This window comes from Microcella sp. (assembly GCF_046293215.1).
Lineage (GTDB): Bacteria > Actinomycetota > Actinomycetes > Actinomycetales > Microbacteriaceae > Microcella.
On the sequence record NZ_JBKBPI010000002.1, the window covers coordinates 242,372 to 260,812 of the forward strand.

The following is an 18,441-nucleotide window of genomic DNA, read 5'->3' on the forward strand; positions in this document are numbered from 1 at the left end:
AAGATCAACGATGACCCAACGCCCCTGGCTCGCCCATTATCCGAGCGGAGTCGAGCACGAGCTCGTCTCGCCCGCCTTCCGGCACATGCCCGACCTGCTGTCGAAAGCGACCACCGACTACGGTGACCAGATCGCGTTCACGCAGTGCATGCCCAACGGCATGAACGGGTCGCTCACCTATAACGAGGTCGACGAACTCTCCGACGCCTTCGCCGCGTACCTGCGCGAAGAGCTGCAACTCGACCAGGGCGACCGTGTCGCCGTGCAAATGCCCAACTGCCTCGCCTTCCCGGTCGTGGCGTTCGGCATCATGAAGGCCGGCCTTGTGCTCGTCAACACGAACCCGCTGTACACGGCGAGCGAGATGACGCACCAGTTCAGCGACTCGGGGGCGAAGGCGCTCGTCATCATCGACATGTTCGCCGACCGACTGCCCGAGGTCGTGTCGGCAACCGGCGTGCAGACGGTCGTGACGGTACGCATCTCTGAGTTCTTCCCGCCGGTCATCGCCGGGGTGATTCGCCTCGTGCAGAAGTACTGGAACCGGTCGCTGCCGAAGATCGAGGTCGAGCACACGTCCTTCCAGACCGCGCTATCGCGAGGCAAAACCCTCATGGGGCGAAGCTCCGGCTATCTCGACGGCGTCGACCTCGACACCATCGCCGCCCTGCAGTACACCGGCGGCACGACCGGCGTCTCGAAGGGCGCCATGCTCACGCACGGCAACCTCGTGTCGAACACGATGCAGATGCTGCAGATGCTCGGCCAGAGCATCCGCCCGGGCAAAGAGACGGTGCTCACGGCCCTGCCGCTGTACCACATCTTCGCCTTCACGGTGAATCTGATCGGCTTCTTCCACATGGGTGCCCGCAACATCCTGGTGCCCTCGCCCCGGCCGCCGAGCAACCTCAAGCGGGCCTTCGAGAACTACAAGATCACCTGGACCACGGGCGTGAACACGCTGTTCAACGCCCTGCTCAACGAACGCTGGTTCGTCGAGCACCCCCCGAAGCACCTCATCGGCTCGGCCGCCGGCGGTATGGCCCTGCACGAGTCGGTCGCCGAGCGCTGGCGCGAGGTCACCGGCACCCCGATTGTCGAGGGCTACGGTCTCACCGAAACCTCTCCGGTGCTGACCTTCAACCCCTTCGGCGGAGAGGTGAAAGACGGCACCATCGGCATTCCGGTGCCCTCCACCGACGTGCGGTGCGTGAAAGACGACGGCACCGACGCCGCGGTTGGCGAACCCGGAGAGCTCGTCGCGCGTGGCCCGCAGGTCATGAAGGGCTACTGGCAGCGCGACGACGAGACGGCGAACTCGATGCTCGACGGCTGGTTCCGCACCGGCGATATCGCCGAGATGGATGCTGACGGCTACTTCACGATCGTTGACCGCAAGAAAGACATGGTGCTCGTGAGCGGCTTCAACGTCTTCCCCAATGAGGTTGAGGAGCGTATTGCGGCGATGCCCGGCGTCAACGAGGTCGGCGTCGTCGGAATCCCCGACGACAAGACCGGCGAGGCGGTGCGCGCCTACGTGGTCGCGAACGACCCGCGGCCCACCGAGGCCGAGATCATCGCGCACTGCCGCGAGTCGCTCGCGGCCTACAAGGTGCCGAAGTCGGTGCGCTTCGTCGACGAGCTGCCGAAGAGCCCCATCGGCAAGATCCTGCGCCGAGAACTGCGAGCGCAGGCGGTCACGAGCGAAACGGCCAGTATCGAGACGCAAGGAAGGGAGCTGTCGTGATCGTCGCATCGCTTCTCGCCGCGTCGACGACGACCGTCGTGAACGAGCAAGACGTCGTCACCCCGTTCGAGCAGGCCCTGCTCGTCGGCCTCGTGTTCGTGATCATGTTCGGCCTCGGCGCCGGGCTCACGCCGCGCGACTTCAAGTCGGCGCTGCGCCGACCGTACGGGCTGATCATCGGCTTCGTGACCCAGTTCGGCATCATGCCGCTGCTGGCCTACGTGCTCGTCATCACGCTGCTGTTCCAGCTGCCGCGCGAATACGCGGGTCCGGTCGCTCTTGGTGCCCTGCTGATGGGCTGCGTGCCCGCCGGCACGACGTCGAACATCTTCACGTACTTCTCGAAGGGCAACCTCGCGCTCAGCGTCATCATGACGACGAACTCGACCCTGTGGGCGATTCTCATGACGCCGCTCGTGCTCGCCTTCTACGGCGGCTTCGTGTTCACGGAAGAGAGCGACCTGCAGATCCCGATCATCAACATCGTCGTGACGCTTGCGACGCTCTTGATTCCGGTTGTCGCGGGCATGATCCTGCGGCGCTACAGCGCCAACGTCGGCGCCTTCATGGAACTGCTCGGCGGGTTCTTCGGCCTGTTCTTCATCGTGTTCCTGATGGCGACGTGGGTGCCGCGCAACTGGGCGCTGCTGACCTCCACCCCGTGGCAGACCTACACGGTCGCGATCGGGCTCGGCCTCGTCGGCATCTTTGTCGCGTACTTCATCGCGCGGGCCATTCGCCTGCACCCGGCGAATGCGCGCACGATCGGCCTCGAGACGGGCATCCAGAACGGGCCGCTGGCGATCGCGATCGTGATTCTGACCTTCTCGGGCACGCCCGAGATCGGCCTCATCCTGATCGTGCCGGCGCTGTACTCGCTGTTCATCGTGATCATCGCTACCTTCGTGACGTTCTGGTTCCGCCGAGCCAACACTGCGGAAGAGCAGAAGATCCCGAACCTGCTGTAACGGCACCCGCTCTGGCCTGACCGGCGGAGGCGGAGTAGCGTCGCGACATGATCGCCACGCGCTTCGCCTTCGCCGGTTTTGCTGTTCCCGACATCGACGCCGCGCACGACTTCTACGGTGGCGTGCTCGGGCTCGATGTCGGGTACGCCGAGATGGGCCAGCTCACCATCGACCTGCCGGGCGGCGGCTGGGTGCTCGTGTATCCCAAACCCGACCACGTGCCCGCGACCTACACGGTGCTGAACCTCGAGGTCGACGACATCGATCTGGCCGTCGACGCGCTCGTCGCGGCTGGCGTCGCGATCGCGCGCTACGACGGCTTTGATCAGGATGCGCGCGGCATCTCTCGGGGAATCGCCGCGGGGCTCGGCCCCGACATCGCGTGGTTCACCGACCCGGCCGGCAACATCATCTCAGTGCTGCAGAACCCGCCGGGCGACGACGAGGAGTAGCATCGCGGCCCCTGGCCCAGGGTTAGAGTCCGAGCACCTCGTTCTCGTCGAGCCACTTCGAGACCTGGTGGTCGGCGACGACGCGGCGGATCGTGCCCGAGCGCGAGCGCAACACGATCGACTCGGTGCGGATCATCGGCCCGTCGCGCAGCACCCCGCGCACGAGCTCGCCGTCGGTGACACCGGTCGCGACGAAGAAGGTGTTGTCGCTGCTGACCAGGTCGTTGGCCTCGTAGACGTGGTCGAACTTGAGGCCCGCCGCGGCACCTTTCTCGCGTTCCTCGTCGGAGCCCGGCGCGAGCCGTCCCTGAATGAAGCCGCCGAGCGCCTTCACCGCGCACGCGGTGGCGACCCCCTCCGGGCTCCCGCCCGTGCCGATGGCCATGTCGATGCGGGTGTCGTGACGCGCGGCGTTGATACCCGCAGCGACGTCGCCGTCGAGAATGAGCCGGGTTCCGGCGCCCGCCTCGCGGATCTCCTCGATGAGCTGCTGGTGCCGCGGCCGATCAAGCACGGCGATGCGCATCTGATCGACCCGCTTGCCCTTCGCCGCGGCGAGCGCCCGGATGTTCTCGCCGACCGACTGACGGATGTCGACGACTCCGATTCCTTCGTGGCCCGTGACGATTTTGTCCATGTAAAACACGCTCGAGGCATCCAGCATCGTGCCGCGGTCGGCGACCGCGATCATCGAGATCGCGTGGCTACGGCCAGCCGCCGTGAGCGAGGTGCCGTCGATCGGGTCGACCGCGATGTCACACATCGGGCCGTTGCCGGTGCCCACCTGCTCACCGTTGAAGAGCATGGGAGCGTTGTCTTTTTCGCCCTCACCGATGACGACCACGCCCGTGAAGTTGACCGTGCCCAGGAACTTGCGCATTGCATCCACCGCCGCACCGTCGGCCGCGTTCTTGTCGCCGCGGCCGATATAGGGCGCTGAGCGGATCGCGGCCGCCTCGGTTGCGCGCACCAACTCCATGGCGAGGTTGCGGTCGGGGTGGAGGAACAGGGTCCCGGTTTCGGTGGTCACCACAGTGGCGTCCTTCTCTCGGCGTCGATCAAACGGATGAACGGACGCGCCGGGTGGTAGAACAGCGCTGGCCCCAGCCTAGCGGCCGCGCGCTCGGCGCTGGCTAGACTCGGAGCCGTCCCCACAGCCCACCACGCACGAGGAGCACCATGCCCATCGCCACCCCCGAGCAGTATGCCGAGATGCTCGACAAGGCCAAGAAGGGCGGGTTTGCCTACCCCGCCATCAACGTTTCGTCGTCGTCGACGATTAACGCCGTTCTGCAGGGTCTGACGGAGGCCGGCTCTGACGGCATCCTGCAGGTCACCACCGGTGGCGCTGACTACTTCGCCGGCCAGAGCGTCAAGGCCCGCGCCTCGGGCGCACTCGCCTTTGCCGCGTTCGCGACCGAGGTCGCAAAGAACTACCCCATCACCGTCGCCCTGCACACCGACCACTGCCCGAAGGACGCGCTCGACGGTTTCGTCATGCCTCTCATCGAGGCGAGCGAGGCCGAGGTGAAGGCCGGCCGTAACCCCATCTTCCAGTCGCACATGTGGGACGGCTCGGCCGTACCGCTGGCCGAGAACATCGAGATCGCCCGCGAGCTGCTGCCGCGCATGAAGAACATCAACGCCATCCTCGAGGTCGAGATCGGCGTCGTCGGCGGCGAGGAAGACGGCGTGCAGCACGAGGGCTCGAACGACGCGCTCTACACGACGCTCGGAGACGTCGAGCAGGCCGTCGAGGCACTCGGTCTGGGCGAAAACGGTCGCTACATGGCCGCCCTGACCTTCGGCAACGTGCACGGTGTCTACAAGCCGGGCAACGTGAAGCTGCGGCCTGAACTGCTCAAGGAGATTCAGGACGGCATCGCCGCGAAGTACGGCACCGGCGCCCTGCCGCTCGACCTTGTCTTCCACGGAGGCTCGGGCTCGACCGACGAGGAGATCGCAACGGCGGTCGCGAACGGCGTCATCAAGATGAACATCGACACCGACACGCAGTACGCATACAGCCGCTCGGTGGCCGACAGCGTGCTGAAGAACTACGACGGCTTCTTGAAGGTCGACGGAGAGGTCGGCAACAAGAAGGTCTACGACCCGCGCTCATGGGGCAAGGCGGCCGAATCGGCCATGGCGAAGCGCGTCGTTGAGGCGACGCAGCAGCTCGGCTCGGCGGGTCACTCCGGGCGCTGAGACTCGTCGCCCTGCGACGACAGACGGCGGGGAGTGCGCTGAATCGTGGGCGCGCTCCCCGTTGTCATGTCGATCGGGGCCTCGAACTCAACCTTGAGGCTCGCACCGTCGTGCCACCTGATGTCGCGAACCGCGGCCGACAGTGCCACGTAGTACGGCGCGAGGAAACTGATGCGGCGCCCCTCCGGGAGGGTCGTGGTGATCCGCAACGCGACGGCGACGGTGCCCGCACCGATCGAGCGAAGGGTCACCCGAGCAGAGACAAACCCCGACTCCGGGTCAGAAACCAGGGCGTCAATCATGGCTCGCAGCGCAGTGCGCTGCGCGACCGTCAGCTGGTCAGCGAGCCGATCTGGGTCCTGAAGTTCAATGGGATGCCCGCGCACAATCCTCTCGAGCCATGTCGCCGACGCGTCCGCGAGCAGACGGGCCCTCAGGTCGAGTGAGAGGGCGCGCGCTCTGTCTGCATCCCCCTCCCTAATCTCGCCTCGGTGTGCGACATCACGAAGGAACGTGACCGCCGCGACCAACTGTTCCGAGATGTCGTCATCGACCGCGCGCACCAGATGATGGTCGTCGATCGTCGGTGCCCCCAGGCTCGGCAGCAGAGACTTCGAACGGCCGCTCCACCGCATCGAAATGCGCACGATACTGGCCGACAGCACAGCGCTGACAATGCCGCCCGCGATGATCGGGGTCACCACAACAATCGCGGTCGTCACCGCGGGCCACCGGGGGTCGTCAGGAACGACGAGCACAAACGCGATGAGACCAACGATTAGAACCTGCGCCACGGTGATGGCTACGATCGTGGACGCGCGCACATACGGCGCAAGGGCGATCAGGATCAGCGAGATGCCCAGTGGCACCCACCACAGGGTGAGTGAGAACATCGTGCCGTCGTAGTCGAGCGTCGACAGCACGGCCGCCGCACTCACGAGGGCCAGGACGACGAGCACGGCGGGTGCGCCCAGAATTCCTCGCGGCGGTCGGGTGCGCAGGTGGACGACGACGCCTGCCGCTGCGAGACAGATCAGGGCGATCCACTGCAGGACTCCACCGCGAGGCGGCACAACCAGGATCTCGAGCACACCGTAGAGCGTCGCCAACAGCGTGGCCGTGATGGGCACCGTCGCCGTGGTGAGCCAGCTGACGGGATCGACCGACCACGGAGAGACGTGGGTGTTATCGGCCATCGGCACTCCCGAGCGGCACCCGCATCATGACCGTCGTCCCCTCCTCGCCGGACCAGACGCGCACCGAACCGCCGACCGCCTGCACGCGACCCATGATCGACTCGCGCAAGCCAAGGCGGTCGGTTCGCACGTCGTCGACGGCAAAGCCGCGCCCCGAATCCACGACGAGCACAGCGATCGCGTCGTCGCGCTGACCAACGACCAGCTCCGCGTGCTCGGTATTGGCGTGCGCGACGACGTTGTCCAAGGCCGCCCGCGTCGCCCCGACCAGCGCATCGACAACGGGAATGGGCACCGCGGTGGTGAGCTCCTCGGTGCCGCTTACCTGCACCGTGACGCCCTTCCAGCGGTAGTCGTTGGCGAGCGTGACCAGAGCCAGCGCGAGTCCGTGCGGCGCGTGAACGGCGACCTCCGCTGCCACCGTGCGCGCCGCAGTGGGCCGGACGATCGCGTCAAGGTCACGCAGAATGTGATCGCGCATCCGATTATCGATCGGCCCCGACGACATCGACACCACCGCGAGATCAGCGAGCACCGTGTCGTGGACAGCGGCAGCGGCCCGACGCTGTAGCTCACGTTCGCGTGCATCAATCAAGACGGCGCGCTGCACCGCCAGGAGCTCCGGAACGCTCTTCTTCGCACGAAACCGAACGGCCGCCAGCAGGCCAAAACCGACCAGCGCGAGCGTGCCCACGATGAGGGGTCCGTACCCGAGGGGCCCAGTGATCCCCAGCGCCCACCACCCTGCACCCAGGGCGGCATACGCGATGACCATCGCGGATGCCGTCCAGCGCAGTCCGCTTCGAGCGCTGCCCGCTAAGCCACCCACGAGAGGCAAAGCCGTGGCCACACGGTTGATCAGGTACGGATCGGTGCCCTGCCCAGCCATGCTCACCGACACCACGACCGTGGCCGCCGCCGCCACGGCGCCCGCACCGAGATAGAGCGCGGCGGTTGCCCGGGAGGGAAGCGCGAGCAGCAACACAGCGACGAGAACACTGCTGACAACCGGCGCCACGAAGATGAGCGTCTGCGCCCGGTCGAGACCGACCGACACGGCGACGTCGATGGTCATGACGGCGGTGAGGACCAAACCGCTGACGGCCACGGCGCGCAGGGCGGTTGACAGTCCCGACACCACAACGGCGGCGGCGACATCACGCGGCAGTGCGATCGTCGGCATGGCTCTCCTCGTCGGCTCAGATTACTGCCGCACGACGCGCGTGACGTTACTGCTCGCCGTCAACCCCGAACCGGACGACGACAGATCGCCCGTTCGTCCAGGAAATATCGCGCACCACGGATTTTGCACTCAGGTAGTAGGGAGCCAACGCCGACGTGCGCCGCCCCTCCGGAAGCGTGAGGTCGAGCGTCAGCGCAACACCCACCGTCTCGTCGTCACCGGGGGCGAGCTCGAGTCGAGCGGCATACACTCCGGCCGCGGGATCAGAGAACACCCCATCGATGAGCGCGATGATTGCCGCGCGCTGGTCAAGCGACACGCGTTCGGCCAGACGCTGAGGGTCGGTGACGTGCACGGGTCGCCGAGCGATGATGCCCGACAGCCAGCCGCTGCCGTCTCGATCAATGAGGGCGGTGCGCAGACGTGCCGCCAATTCGGAAGCGTGTTTGCGCGTTGCGTCATCGACCGGAGCGCCGTCGCCGATCGCGCGGAGGAACGGCAGGGCCTCGCCGGTCAAGGCGCCGTGTGTTGCGCGGTCGATAATCGACACCGCCTTTTCGCGGGCCGGCGGCGCCGCGATCGACTCGATGAGGCCAGAGCGCCACCCCTGCACCTGCTCGATCAACGATTGGGTCAAGAAGGTGCCACCGATGAGGGCAAACAAGGGCGAGGATGCGGCGATGACGATCTCGGCGCCGGGTGAGACGGCCGCTAGTGGCTCCGTGGCAAAGGCGGCAGCGAGCACGCTCGCACCGGCCACCATCGCCCCCGCGGGAAGAAAGACGCGACCGGGCACGAATGGACTCAACGACATGACCACGAGCGACACCGCGACCGGTGCCCACCAGAGTTCCGGAATCAGCGAGTCGTCGCCGTTCTGGCTGGCCCGCCCGATACCCCAGCCGCTCAGCAACACGGCGGAGCTTGCCAACACCGACACCAGCACAGCGACCGGCGTGCCGAAGCGACGACGACGCGGACGGGCGGCGATGTGGATGGCCAGTGTTGAGAGCGTCGCCAACAGCACGGCTGCCCACTGGTAGAGCGGAGCGCCTGCTCCTTGCCCTCCGACCAACACTGCACCGCTGCCCAGCGCCACAATCAGGAGCGGCACCCACGCGGTGACCAGGGAAGCGGTGAGCCAACTCAACGTGTCGACGTCGTTGGCCGACCGTCGCCACCACACACTCATTCGGCACCACCCAGCGGCACTCGAGGAGCCGACAGCAACACCGTCGTCCCCCCTTCCGACGACCAGAGCCTCGCCGAGCCGCCGGCACGCTCCATGCGCCCGATGATGGATTCGCGCAAGCCCAGGCGATCGGTGGGGATCGTGTTGATGTCGAAACCGTGCCCATCGTCGACCACCAGAACAGTGAGGCGGTCGGCATCACCGCCGAGGGTCACCTCGACGTGACCTGCCGACGCGTGCCGCCGCACGTTGTCGAGGGTCGCTGCCAGTGCTGCGTGCAGTGCTTCGGCAACCGGAGGTGCCAACGCGTCATCGTGCACATGCTCGGTGCCGACGAGATCGATACGACCGCCGCGCCACCGGTAATCCTCGACCAACTCGAGCAGCGCCCGACCGAAGCTTCCCTCGCGGGGAACGATCGACACCGTGCCCGTTGATGTCGCGTTTGCGTCGTCGAGCCGTTGGAGGTCTGCGCGAATGCGGGCCCGCATCCCCTCATCGATGACCGCATCTGAGTGGGCGATCGCCGCCAGATCAGACAGGACGGTGTCGTGGACGACGGCGGCGGCAGAGCGTTCGCGGCGACGGCGCTCGTCCGCGCGACGAGTCTCGCGGGCGATGTCGCGAAAGGCAGGGAGCCTGCCTCCGGTGCGTCGCCAGCCGATGTCGACGACAGCGAACGCGAAGATCATGATGAGCGCGTCAATGACGCGGTCGGGCGAGAAGCGCACGGCACTACCCGCGATGAGGGAGCCAAACGCAATGGCGAGAGTCCCGGTGCCGAGGCCCGCCAGGATCCATCCGATGCCGCTGACACCGCGCGGGCTGAGGGCGCCGACGAAGATGAGGGCGACCGCTGCGCCCTCGACGAGGTACCCAGCACGCTGCCCCAGCGGAGCAGAGAACGAGACCGCGAGGGCGACATACGCGCTACCGATCGTGAGTCCGACGGCAAGGTGCACAACCATCGTGGCGAGACTGGGGCGCACGGCGAGCGCGACCGAGGTTCCCAGCACGGGAAGGAGCGCGAGCAGGACGATCACAGCGTCGTCGACCCGATCGAGCACGACCGCTGTTTCGCCGATGACCGCGGCGACGAGCAGCACCGACACGGGCCCGATCCACCGCATCGCCGCGCTGAGGCCCCGCACGAGCCCAGCGGCGGTCACCCCCCGTGGCGAGGGGAGGTTCGAGAGCGTCTCTGGCGATGGTGCGGACGAGGAAGGGGTGGACACCATTGCCCGGGTGTCCTCTCGCCTCAGTTCCGGGTGCGCCCACCAAGGGCGCGCTCGTCGCGCTCGCCCGTGGCGTTCGTGCGAAGCTCCTTCGGCAGCGAGAACATGAGGTCTTCCTCGGCCGTCTTAACGACTTCGACATCGTCGAAGCCGGCGTCGCGAAGGTCGGCGAGCACCTGTTCGACGAGCACCTCGGGCACGCTCGCGCCCGAGCTCACGCCGACCGTGGCGACACCCTCGAACCACTCCTGCTTGATCTCGCTGGCGTAGTCGATGCGGTAGGCAGCCTTCGCCCCGTACTCAAGGGCGACTTCGACGAGACGCACGCTGTTCGAGCTGTTCGCCGAGCCAACGATGATGACGAGATCGGCGTTGGGGGCAACCTTCTTGATCGCGACCTGGCGATTCTGCGTCGCGTAACAGATGTCGTCGCTCGGCGGGTCTTTCAGGTGCGGGAAGCGCTCGCGCAGTCGCCGCACGGTCTCCATCGTCTCGTCAACCGAGAGCGTGGTCTGAGACAACCAGATGAGGTTGTCGGTGTCGGGCACCTCGATGCGGTCGGCTTCGTCCGGGTCGTTCACGAGGATCGTGCGCTCCGGGGCGTGCCCCATCGTGCCCTCCACCTCCTCGTGGCCGGCGTGCCCAATCAGCAGGATCCAGTAGTCCTGCTTCGAGAACCGCACGGCCTCGCGGTGCACCTTCGTCACGAGAGGGCATGTGGCGTCGATGGCCTGCAGCTCGCGCTCGGCGGCGCCCTGAACGACGGCGGGGCTGACGCCGTGCGCCGAGAAGACGATGTGCGAACCCTCGGGCACCTCATCGACCTCATCGACGAAGATGGCGCCCGCCTTCTCGAGCTCGCTCACGACGTGCACGTTGTGCACGATCTGCTTGCGCACGTACACGGGAGCCCCGTACTGCTCGAGCGCCTTCTCGACCGCGATGACGGCACGGTCGACGCCGGCGCAGTATCCTCGCGGCGCGGCCAGCAGCACGCGCTTCGGTCGGTCAACCTCGACCGGAGTCAGCCGGTCGCGGCGCTCAGGGATGGCGGGCGCGGTCAGGGTCGTGCCGAGGGCGCCGTTCGTGATCGTGGACATCGCGTCGAGTCTACGGGTCGGGCCTGAAATACCGCCGGGGCAGGATGCTCGTAGCGGCCATCTACTCCACGTCGCGACGCAGGGTGGTCACCGCCGCGATCGCGATCAGCGCCACGCTCAGTGAGGCGAGGACTACCCCGCCCTCGAGTCGCGTCAGCGGCTCGATGACCCCCGGCACCGTCGGGTCGAGTTCGCCGATCGAGGCGATGATGCCGGCCCCCACGAGTGAGTCCGTCGCGGCGCCGGGGAGGTAGCGAGCAATCTCAGCCGACCATTCCCAGGCCCCCGCGACGATGCGCAGCAACGGCTCGACGAACTGGGTGAAGACCAACACGATGACGATGGCCGCGATTTGGCTTGTCAGCAGGGCCCCCAGCCCGAGTCCGAGCAGCGACCACAGGGCGCATGCCAATACGGTGCAGGCGATCAGCCCCCACACCTCGGGGTCGGCCAACAGCGTGTCGACACCGTTGGCCGCGAGCACCCCGGCGCCGGCGGCGACCGACGTCGCGGCTCCCACAATTCCGTAGAGCGCGCCGACCACGAGCGCCACGACGAGACGCCCGATGAGCACCACGCTGCGTCGCGGCTGTGCGAGGAAGGTGGGGGTCAGCGTGCGCCAGCGATACTCGCTCGTGGCGGCGAGCGCCCCGAACAGCAGGGGAATGACCAGCGCCACGCTCGTCGTGGAGCTGTACACCAACTGGGTTGCCACCTCGGCGGGGAGCGGGCCGGGGCCGCCCTCCGTCTCGGTCGTCACGAAGAACGCGAACCCTCCCGCCGTGACGGCGACATAGATGATGAGCACGACGGCAAGTACCCACCACGTGCGCAGGGAGAAGACGCGAACGACTTCGGCGGCGACGGCCCGGCCGAGGGCGTTCACGCGGCGACCTCCCCTGCCGTGGCGGGGCGAGCATCCGATTCGGGGTTGTCGGCCGTCAGTCGCAAGAACACGGATTCGAGATCGTCAGACTGCGGGGCCAGCAGTGTCAGCGGCACCGCCGCTGCCAGGGCGGCACGCCCGACGGCGGCGGCGTCGAGACCGCTGACGATGAGAGCGCCGGTCGGGTCAGCCTCAAGGACACCTCCTGCGCTCGTGATGGCCGACGTGAGCCCCGCGCGGTCGGCCGCGTCGACGCGCACGCGGGTCACCGCGCCGGCAGAAAGCTCGGCGAGAGCGCCGGTCATGACGATGCGACCGCGTGCGATGACGACGACGTCGTCGACCGTTTGGGCGACCTCGCTGAGAACGTGGGACGACAACAGGATCGTGCGACCCTCGGCGGCGAGTTCGCGGAGGAAGACGCGAATCCAGGTGATTCCAGCGGGGTCGAGCCCGTTGATGGGTTCGTCGAGCACGAGAGTGCCCGGGTCACCGAGCAGTGCGGCCGCGAGCCCGAGTCGCTGCCGCATACCCAGCGAGTAGCCGCCCACGCGGCGGTCGGCCGCCTCGGTCATGCCGACGCGCTGCAGCACAGCATCGACCCGATCCCGCTCGAGCCCCGCCGCCAACTGCACGACCCGAAGGTGGTCGCGGCCGCTACGCCCGGGATGAAAAACGTCGGAGGAGAGGGATGCGCCCACCCGGCGCGCCGGCTGGTCGAGCGCCGCGTACGACGTGCCTCCGAATGTTGCCGCGCCCTCGGTCGCGCGCGCGAGCCCGAGCAAGACGCGCAGGGTCGTTGTCTTTCCGGCGCCGTTCGGACCGAGGAATCCGGTGACCCGGCCGGGCTGCGCGGTAAACGAGACCTGATCAACCGCGGTGACCGTGCCGTAGCGCTTCGTGAGGGTGTCGACGATGATCGGTGTACCGCTCGGCATGGATCCCCATTTCCGGCCCCGCAGCGACGGTCGTGACGGGGGTATCCACTACCCTGGCGTTCGCCCGACCCCCACCGCAACAGTGCCAGCGGTCCGCGACGAAACGGAGTGCCATGTCTGACACCGCGCCGTCGACGCCCGCACCGACCAGCGCCGAGGCGCCCTGGCCCGTGGCCGAGCTGTCGCAGAAACTTAAGGGCTGGATCGATCGGCTCGGCGCAGTGTGGGTCGAAGGGGAAATCACGCAGTGGGGCGTGTCCGGCGGAAACGTCTACGGCAAGCTCAAAGACCTGAGCGCCGACGCAACCGTGTCCTTCGTCATCTGGTCGTCGGTGCGCGCGCGCATCCCCGACGGGGTGACGCAGGGCGACCGTGTCGTCATGCACGTCAAAGCCAACTGGTGGGTCAAGGGCGGCAGTCTCACAATGCAGGTCTTCGACGTGCGCCGCGTGGGGCTGGGCGACCTCCTCGAACGGCTCGAACGACTGCGCGCCACTCTGCGCGCCGAAGGCCTGTTCGATGTCAACCGCAAGAAGCCCCTCCCGTTCCTGCCGCACCTCATCGGGCTGGTGACGGGCAAAGACAGCGACGCCGAGAAAGATGTGCTGCGCAACGCAGCGCTGCGCTGGCCTTCGGTCGCGTTCCGCGTTCAGCACTCGGCGGTGCAAGGCGATCGCGCCGTCGCCGAACTGGTCAGTGCGATCGAGACGCTCGACGCCGACCCCGAGGTCGATGTGATCATCGTCGCTCGCGGAGGCGGCGACTTCCAGAACCTTTTGCCGTTCAGCGACGAGCGGGTGGTGCGCGCAGCGGCCGCGTGCCGAACCCCCCTCGTTAGTGCGATCGGTCACGAAAACGATCGACCCCTGCTCGATGACGTTGCCGACCTCCGAGCGTCGACGCCGACGGACGCGGCGAAGCGCGTCGTTCCCGACGTTGGCGACGAACTCGCGCGACTCGACCAAGCACGCACTCGGTTGCGCTCACGCATCACGGTGCAGGTGCGCGGCGAAGTCGACCGTCTCGCCCAGTTGCGCTCGCGGCCCGCGCTCGCGAGCGGAGACTGGATCATCGACGGCCGGGCCGACGAGCTCACTCGCCTCGTCGCACGCGGGGCCGAACTCACTGAGCGGCTGGTGCAGCGCGCGAGCGACGAGCTCGCCGAACGCCGCGCCCGACTGCGATCACTGTCACCGCAATCGACCCTCGATCGCGGCTACGCGATCGTGCAGACCCGAGACGGTTCCGTCGTGCGCGCCGCGGCCGAGGTGGCCGACGGCCAGCGACTGCGCGTGACGGTAGCCGACGGCGTCATCGCCGCCGATGCCCGCGTTCCCGGCCCCGACACAGAAGGCGACGCATAGCATGGCAAGCGTGAGCGAAACCCCCGCCGACATCGAGAGCCTCAGTTATGAGGAGGCTCGCGACGAGCTCGTCCGTGTCGTCACCGCACTGGAACAGGGCGGTGCGACGCTCGAACAATCCATCGCCCTGTGGGAGCGCGGAGAGGCGCTCGCCCGGCGGTGCGAAATCTGGCTGATCGGCGCCAAAGAGCGACTCGACGCCGCGCGCGCCGCCGCCGAAACCTCATGACGGATCCCGCGACGGGTCGCCCCATCGTCGCCGAACTCGGTCGACCCGAAACACCAGAAGAAAAAGCGGCCCGCGTGGCGGCCAACCGCGCCAAACGGCGCGCGAACCAAACGACCATCAATCTGCTGCTCTCGATCGGCGCCTCCCTGCTGATTGTCCTCTTCCTCATCGTCGTCGTGGTGCGGGAGGCTCCCACTCCCCCTCCGATCGACTATCGCGCGACCGCCGATGAACTGACCGCCGGCACCGACTTCGACATCGTGGCTCCCGTCGTGCCACCGCAGTGGTGGGTCAACCGCGCCGGACTGTCGGCATCGGGCGGTGTCACCGAGTGGTACGTCGGTTTTGTCACCGACCCCGAGCCCACGCGTGCCGGCTTCGTGGGACTGCTTCAGGGCTTCGACGCCAACCCCACCTGGCTCGCCGAGCAGTTGCGCCAACCGCGCACGGCCGGCGAGGCGGTCGAGATCGCCGGAGTATCGTGGACGCTCTATGACCGACGCGGCGCCAGCCAGCTCGAGAATCGTCAGTACGCGCTTGTCACCGAAACGGCCAGCAGCACTATCGTCTTGTTCGGCACCGCAGACGAAGCCGACTTCACCCTGCTGGCCACGGCGATCGCTGCAGACATCTCCGCCTCAGACTGACGCCCGTCGACCAGACGAGGAGAACCATGATGATCGCCGACCGCACCCCGGGAGCGGTGTGGAGCACCATGGCGCAGGGCAACGACCGGTTCGTCGCTGGGGCACCGCGTCATCCTCACCAAGATGCGGAGCGTCGCACCGAAGTCAGCGCCCATCAACGGCCAGACGCTGCCCTGTTTGGCTGCAGCGACAGCCGGATCGCGGCCGAGATCATCTTCGACATGGGGCTCGGCGATCTGTTCGTGGTGCGCAACGCCGGTCAGATTGTGAGCGACAGTGTGATCGGTTCGCTCGAGTACGCGGTCGCGATGCTTGATGTGCCCCTCATCGTCGTTCTGGCGCACGACGAGTGTGGCGCGGTGCGCGCCGCGATCGACCAGGACGGTCCTGACGCGCCCGCGCTGCCCGCGAGCATCCAGTCGCTCGTCTCGCAGATCACGCCCGCCGTCCACCGCGTCCGCCGCATTACGGGGGCGTCGAGCACCGATACGATCGAGCCGTTCGACGTCGGGCGTGAACACCTGCGAGCGACGGTGGGCGCGCTGCTCAGCCGCAGTGAACTGATCAGCGAGGCCGTCGCCGATGGCCGGCTCGCCATCGTCGGCGCGAACTACCAGCTGCACGACGGCCGGGTGAATTCCGACGCCGTCGTCGGCGTCGTCTGACGATCATCCACGACCACCAACCATCCCCCTCACATCGACAGAAACGGAACAATCGCGATGAGCGCGAACACCGAGACCGAGTACCGCATCGAGCACGACACGATGGGCGAGGTACGGGTGCCAAAGGCGGCCCTGTATCGCGCGCAAACCCAGCGCGCGGTCGAAAACTTTCCGATCTCCGGCACACGTCTCGAAGCAGGCCAGATCAAGGCACTCGCCCAGATCAAGCGGGCGGCGGCTCTCGTGAATGCCGAACTGGGAATCCTCGACGAGACGCTCGCGCGCGGCATCGTCGCCGCCGCCGACGAGATCATCGGCGGAGCGCACCTCGAGCACTTCCCCGTCGACACCTACCAGACCGGGTCTGGCACGTCGTCGAACATGAACATGAATGAGGTGCTCGCCACCCTTGCGACGCAGCACGCGGGCACGGCTGTGCACCCGAACGACCACGTGAACGCCTCCCAGTCGTCGAACGACGTGTTTCCCACCTCGGTTCACCTCGCGGTGACGGAGGCGCTGCTAGCGGACCTGATCCCCGCCCTCGAGTACCTTGCCGAGGCGCTGGAAGAGAAAGCCGAGCTGTGGAAGACCGCCGTCAAGGCGGGCCGCACGCACCTCATGGATGCCACGCCCGTGACACTCGGCCAGGAGTTCGCCGGCTACGCCCGCCAGGTGCGACTCGGCGTCGCCCGGGTTCGCGCGACCATCGAGCGTGTCGCCGAGGTGCCGCTCGGCGGAACCGCCACCGGAACGGGCATCAACACGCCCCTGGGCTTCTCGCAGAAAGTCATCGCCGAACTTGCCGCGTCAACGGGCCTGCCGATCACCGAAGCAGAAGACCACTTCGAAGCGCAGGGGGCCCGCGATGGCCTCGTGGAGGCGAGCGGTGCGCTGCGCGTCATCGCGGTCTCGCTGACGAAGATCTGCAACGACCTGCGCTGGATGGGTTCGGGACCGAACACGGGCCTCGCAGAACTGCACATCCCCGATCTGCAGCCCGGCTCGTCGATCATGCCCGGCAAGGTGAACCCTGTCGTTCCCGAGGCCGTGCTGATGGTGTGCGCGAAGGTCGTCGGGAACGACGCGACGATCGCCTGGGCTGGCGCATCGGGTGCGTTTGAGCTGAACGTCGCCATTCCGGTAATGGGCACGTCGTTGCTCGAGTCGATCCGCCTGCTCGCGAACTCCACGCGCGTGCTCGCAGACAAGACCGTGCGTGGGCTGGAGGCGAACCTCGATCGCGCCCGCGCGCTCGCCGAATCGTCGCCGTCGATCGTGACCCCGCTGAACCGCGTCATCGGCTACGAGGCTGCCGCGAAGGTCGCGAAGCACTCGGTGGCGAAGGGCATCACCGTGCGCGAGGCCGTCGTCGACCTCGGATTCGTTGAGCGGGGCGAGATCAGCGAGCAGCAGCTCGACGAGTTGCTCGACGTGCTCTCGATGACCTCACCCGGCCTCTAGCCCGGCAACTGCCGAAACCCGACGAAACCCGCGCCGCCAGCACCGGTGCGGGTTTCGTCGTCTCAGGGCGACCTACTGAAAGTAGTGGGGGCGGCTGACGGAGACGGCCGACACGAACATGACCCCCGGCCGCCGCTCGAGAAACTCGCGCAAGCCAGCAATCAGGGCGGGTGCGCGATCGTCGGGCACGACCGTGATCGTCAGGGTGAGCGAGTCCTGGTCATTGAACAGCGCACGGCCCGCGTGGGCGCCGTGGTGGCCCAGTCCGGTGACGCCCGGCAGGCTGGTGTACCCCGTCCCTCCCGCGCTCACGATCTGACGCGCGACAGCGTCGGCATCGGCCGTGCGCACGACCACCTCGACCTTGGTCATGGGAGAGAGTCCTTCGACGGTCATGCCGCCCCCTTCTGAGTGATGGTGAGAGCCTCACCGGCAGTCCAACGCTACGCGCGCCAGCCATGATTCAGCACCTACCGTCGGTGTTGCGCGCGGAATGGACGCGATGAGGGAATCCCCCGCCTACAGTGGAGGGGTGGCGGAGTGGACGTTCCTCACCAATCACGCACACGTGCTCGTGTGCCTCTTCGACGACGAATCCCTCCGGGTGCGCGACATCGCCGACCGCGTCGGCATCACCGAACGTGCCGTCGTGCGCATCCTCGGCGAGCTCGTCGAGGGTGGCTATCTCGAGAAGTTCCGCGATGGCCGCCGCAACACCTATCGCATCCTGCGCGAGCAGCCGCTGCGCCACCCGCTCGAAAGCGCTCACACGGTCGGCGATCTGCTCGACTCGGTCGCCGACTGACGGCTGGCGAGCACGCCGGGCGCTCAGGGCGAGCCGGGATGCTCGGCAGCTCTCCGATCCGCACCACCGGTTCTGAAGCGCACGCGGTCCGCACCCCGGCCCGCGCCCTCACCCTACCGCCCGTGATGAGCCCTCGACAGGATCGGGATGCGCACCCAGACT

19 protein-coding genes are annotated in these 18,441 nt (G+C 67.4%); 10 read left to right on the forward strand and 9 right to left on the reverse strand.

Translation table 11 applies throughout. The features are described from left to right. Positions 1-10: 10 nt before the first annotated feature. The 3 genes from ACK4SC_RS03200 to ACK4SC_RS03210 are packed head-to-tail and all read left to right on the forward strand — an operon-like array spanning position 11 to position 3,167. Positions 11-1,747 carry an AMP-binding protein gene (locus ACK4SC_RS03200; RefSeq protein ID WP_409614742.1) on the forward strand — a complete coding sequence of 579 codons (1,737 nt, stop codon included), beginning with the start codon at positions 11-13 and terminating at the stop codon, positions 1,745-1,747. Continuing rightward, entirely contained in the window at positions 1,744-2,715 is a 972-nt protein-coding gene (locus ACK4SC_RS03205; RefSeq protein ID WP_409614744.1) for a bile acid:sodium symporter family protein, read from the forward strand. The genes ACK4SC_RS03200 and ACK4SC_RS03205 overlap by 4 nt, the downstream gene beginning before the upstream one ends. Positions 2,716-2,762: 47 nt before the next feature. After that, positions 2,763-3,167, forward strand: coding sequence for a VOC family protein (locus ACK4SC_RS03210; protein WP_409614746.1), 405 nt, complete (start codon positions 2,763-2,765; stop codon positions 3,165-3,167). A gap of 22 nt (positions 3,168-3,189) precedes the next feature. Here ACK4SC_RS03210 and glpX read toward each other — a convergent pair whose 3' ends face one another. Next, positions 3,190-4,146, reverse strand: a complete 957-nt coding sequence (glpX, locus tag ACK4SC_RS03215; protein WP_409614854.1) for a class II fructose-bisphosphatase — start codon at positions 4,144-4,146, stop codon at positions 3,190-3,192. Between the two features lie 200 nt (positions 4,147-4,346). Between glpX and fbaA the strand changes: the two genes are divergently transcribed. After that, positions 4,347-5,375, forward strand: coding sequence for a class II fructose-bisphosphate aldolase (gene fbaA, locus ACK4SC_RS03220; protein WP_409614748.1), 1,029 nt, complete (start codon positions 4,347-4,349; stop codon positions 5,373-5,375). Here fbaA and ACK4SC_RS03225 read toward each other — a convergent pair. From ACK4SC_RS03225 to ACK4SC_RS03255, 7 genes are all read right to left on the reverse strand, one after another. After that, a complete protein-coding gene (locus tag ACK4SC_RS03225) occupies positions 5,360-6,571 on the reverse strand; it encodes a hypothetical protein (protein ID WP_409614750.1) in 1,212 nt (403 codons plus the stop codon). The two genes, fbaA and ACK4SC_RS03225, sit on opposite strands and share 16 nt — an antisense overlap. After that, positions 6,561-7,754 (reverse strand): sensor histidine kinase, encoded by a 1,194-nt coding sequence (locus ACK4SC_RS03230; protein WP_409614752.1) that lies wholly within the window; start codon positions 7,752-7,754, stop codon positions 6,561-6,563. The genes ACK4SC_RS03225 and ACK4SC_RS03230 overlap by 11 nt, the downstream gene beginning before the upstream one ends. A 46-nt stretch (positions 7,755-7,800) precedes the next feature. Then, complete coding sequence (locus tag ACK4SC_RS03235; RefSeq protein ID WP_409614754.1) at positions 7,801-8,946, reverse strand: hypothetical protein; 1,146 nt, start codon at positions 8,944-8,946, stop codon at positions 7,801-7,803. Continuing rightward, on the reverse strand, positions 8,943-10,115 hold the full coding sequence (locus tag ACK4SC_RS03240) for a sensor histidine kinase (RefSeq protein WP_409614756.1): 1,173 nt from the start codon (positions 10,113-10,115) through the stop codon (positions 8,943-8,945). The genes ACK4SC_RS03235 and ACK4SC_RS03240 overlap by 4 nt, the downstream gene beginning before the upstream one ends. A gap of 89 nt (positions 10,116-10,204) precedes the next feature. Beyond that, positions 10,205-11,281, reverse strand: a complete 1,077-nt coding sequence (locus ACK4SC_RS03245) for a 4-hydroxy-3-methylbut-2-enyl diphosphate reductase (protein ID WP_409614758.1) — start codon at positions 11,279-11,281, stop codon at positions 10,205-10,207. A 61-nt stretch (positions 11,282-11,342) separates the two neighbouring features. Beyond that, on the reverse strand, positions 11,343-12,167 hold the full coding sequence (locus tag ACK4SC_RS03250; RefSeq protein WP_409614760.1) for an ABC transporter permease: 825 nt from the start codon (positions 12,165-12,167) through the stop codon (positions 11,343-11,345). Next, on the reverse strand, positions 12,164-13,105 hold the full coding sequence (locus ACK4SC_RS03255; RefSeq protein ID WP_409614762.1) for an ATP-binding cassette domain-containing protein: 942 nt from the start codon (positions 13,103-13,105) through the stop codon (positions 12,164-12,166). The genes ACK4SC_RS03250 and ACK4SC_RS03255 overlap by 4 nt, the downstream gene beginning before the upstream one ends. A 113-nt stretch (positions 13,106-13,218) precedes the next feature. Here ACK4SC_RS03255 and xseA point away from each other — a divergent pair, with 113 nt between their 5' ends. From xseA to ACK4SC_RS03280, 5 genes are read left to right on the forward strand one after another with little or no spacing between them, the layout of a single operon-like run. After that, complete coding sequence (gene xseA / locus ACK4SC_RS03260) at positions 13,219-14,469, forward strand: exodeoxyribonuclease VII large subunit (RefSeq protein WP_409614764.1); 1,251 nt, start codon at positions 13,219-13,221, stop codon at positions 14,467-14,469. A gap of 1 nt (position 14,470) precedes the next feature. Then, on the forward strand, positions 14,471-14,698 hold the full coding sequence (locus tag ACK4SC_RS03265) for an exodeoxyribonuclease VII small subunit (RefSeq protein ID WP_409614766.1): 228 nt from the start codon (positions 14,471-14,473) through the stop codon (positions 14,696-14,698). Then, a complete protein-coding gene (locus ACK4SC_RS03270; RefSeq protein ID WP_409614768.1) occupies positions 14,695-15,345 on the forward strand; it encodes a DUF4245 family protein in 651 nt (216 codons plus the stop codon). Before ACK4SC_RS03265 ends, ACK4SC_RS03270 begins: the two co-directional genes overlap by 4 nt. Positions 15,346-15,374: 29 nt before the next feature. Then, the gene (locus ACK4SC_RS03275) at positions 15,375-16,010 is read left to right on the forward strand and encodes a carbonic anhydrase (protein ID WP_409614856.1); all 636 of its coding nucleotides are present in this window, start codon (positions 15,375-15,377) and stop codon (positions 16,008-16,010) included. 57 nt (positions 16,011-16,067) lie between these two features. Next, positions 16,068-17,474: a class II fumarate hydratase gene (locus ACK4SC_RS03280; RefSeq protein ID WP_409614769.1), complete on the forward strand. Its 1,407-nt coding sequence runs from the start codon at positions 16,068-16,070 to the stop codon at positions 17,472-17,474. A gap of 72 nt (positions 17,475-17,546) precedes the next feature. Here ACK4SC_RS03280 and ACK4SC_RS03285 read toward each other — a convergent pair whose 3' ends face one another. Further along, on the reverse strand, positions 17,547-17,870 hold the full coding sequence (locus tag ACK4SC_RS03285) for a P-II family nitrogen regulator (protein WP_409614771.1): 324 nt from the start codon (positions 17,868-17,870) through the stop codon (positions 17,547-17,549). Between the two features lie 136 nt (positions 17,871-18,006). Here ACK4SC_RS03285 and ACK4SC_RS03290 point away from each other — a divergent pair, with 136 nt between their 5' ends. Continuing rightward, entirely contained in the window at positions 18,007-18,279 is a 273-nt protein-coding gene (locus ACK4SC_RS03290; protein ID WP_409614773.1) for a helix-turn-helix transcriptional regulator, read from the forward strand. Positions 18,280-18,441: the final 162 nt, after the last annotated feature.

Bases quoted from the DNA above. Each gene is read 5' to 3' on its own strand.
- fbaA (WP_409614748.1), top strand. From the start codon at position 4,347: ATGCCCATCGCCACCCCCGAGCAGTATGCCGAGATGCTCGACAAGGCC.
- ACK4SC_RS03230 (WP_409614752.1), bottom strand. From the start codon at position 7,754: ATGCCGACGATCGCACTGCCGCGTGATGTCGCCGCCGCCGTTGTGGTG.
- xseA (WP_409614764.1), top strand. From the start codon at position 13,219: ATGTCTGACACCGCGCCGTCGACGCCCGCACCGACCAGCGCCGAGGCG.
- ACK4SC_RS03280 (WP_409614769.1), top strand. From the start codon at position 16,068: ATGAGCGCGAACACCGAGACCGAGTACCGCATCGAGCACGACACGATG.
- ACK4SC_RS03245 (WP_409614758.1), bottom strand. From the start codon at position 11,281: ATGTCCACGATCACGAACGGCGCCCTCGGCACGACCCTGACCGCGCCC.
- ACK4SC_RS03265 (WP_409614766.1), top strand. From the start codon at position 14,471: ATGGCAAGCGTGAGCGAAACCCCCGCCGACATCGAGAGCCTCAGTTAT.
- ACK4SC_RS03225 (WP_409614750.1), bottom strand. From the start codon at position 6,571: ATGGCCGATAACACCCACGTCTCTCCGTGGTCGGTCGATCCCGTCAGC.
- ACK4SC_RS03285 (WP_409614771.1), bottom strand. From the start codon at position 17,870: ATGACCGTCGAAGGACTCTCTCCCATGACCAAGGTCGAGGTGGTCGTG.
- ACK4SC_RS03200 (WP_409614742.1), top strand. From the start codon at position 11: ATGACCCAACGCCCCTGGCTCGCCCATTATCCGAGCGGAGTCGAGCAC.
- ACK4SC_RS03235 (WP_409614754.1), bottom strand. From the start codon at position 8,946: ATGAGTGTGTGGTGGCGACGGTCGGCCAACGACGTCGACACGTTGAGT.
- ACK4SC_RS03210 (WP_409614746.1), top strand. From the start codon at position 2,763: ATGATCGCCACGCGCTTCGCCTTCGCCGGTTTTGCTGTTCCCGACATC.
- ACK4SC_RS03255 (WP_409614762.1), bottom strand. From the start codon at position 13,105: ATGCCGAGCGGTACACCGATCATCGTCGACACCCTCACGAAGCGCTAC.
- glpX (WP_409614854.1), bottom strand. From the start codon at position 4,146: ATGGAGTTGGTGCGCGCAACCGAGGCGGCCGCGATCCGCTCAGCGCCC.
- ACK4SC_RS03275 (WP_409614856.1), top strand. From the start codon at position 15,375: ATGATCGCCGACCGCACCCCGGGAGCGGTGTGGAGCACCATGGCGCAG.
- ACK4SC_RS03270 (WP_409614768.1), top strand. From the start codon at position 14,695: ATGACGGATCCCGCGACGGGTCGCCCCATCGTCGCCGAACTCGGTCGA.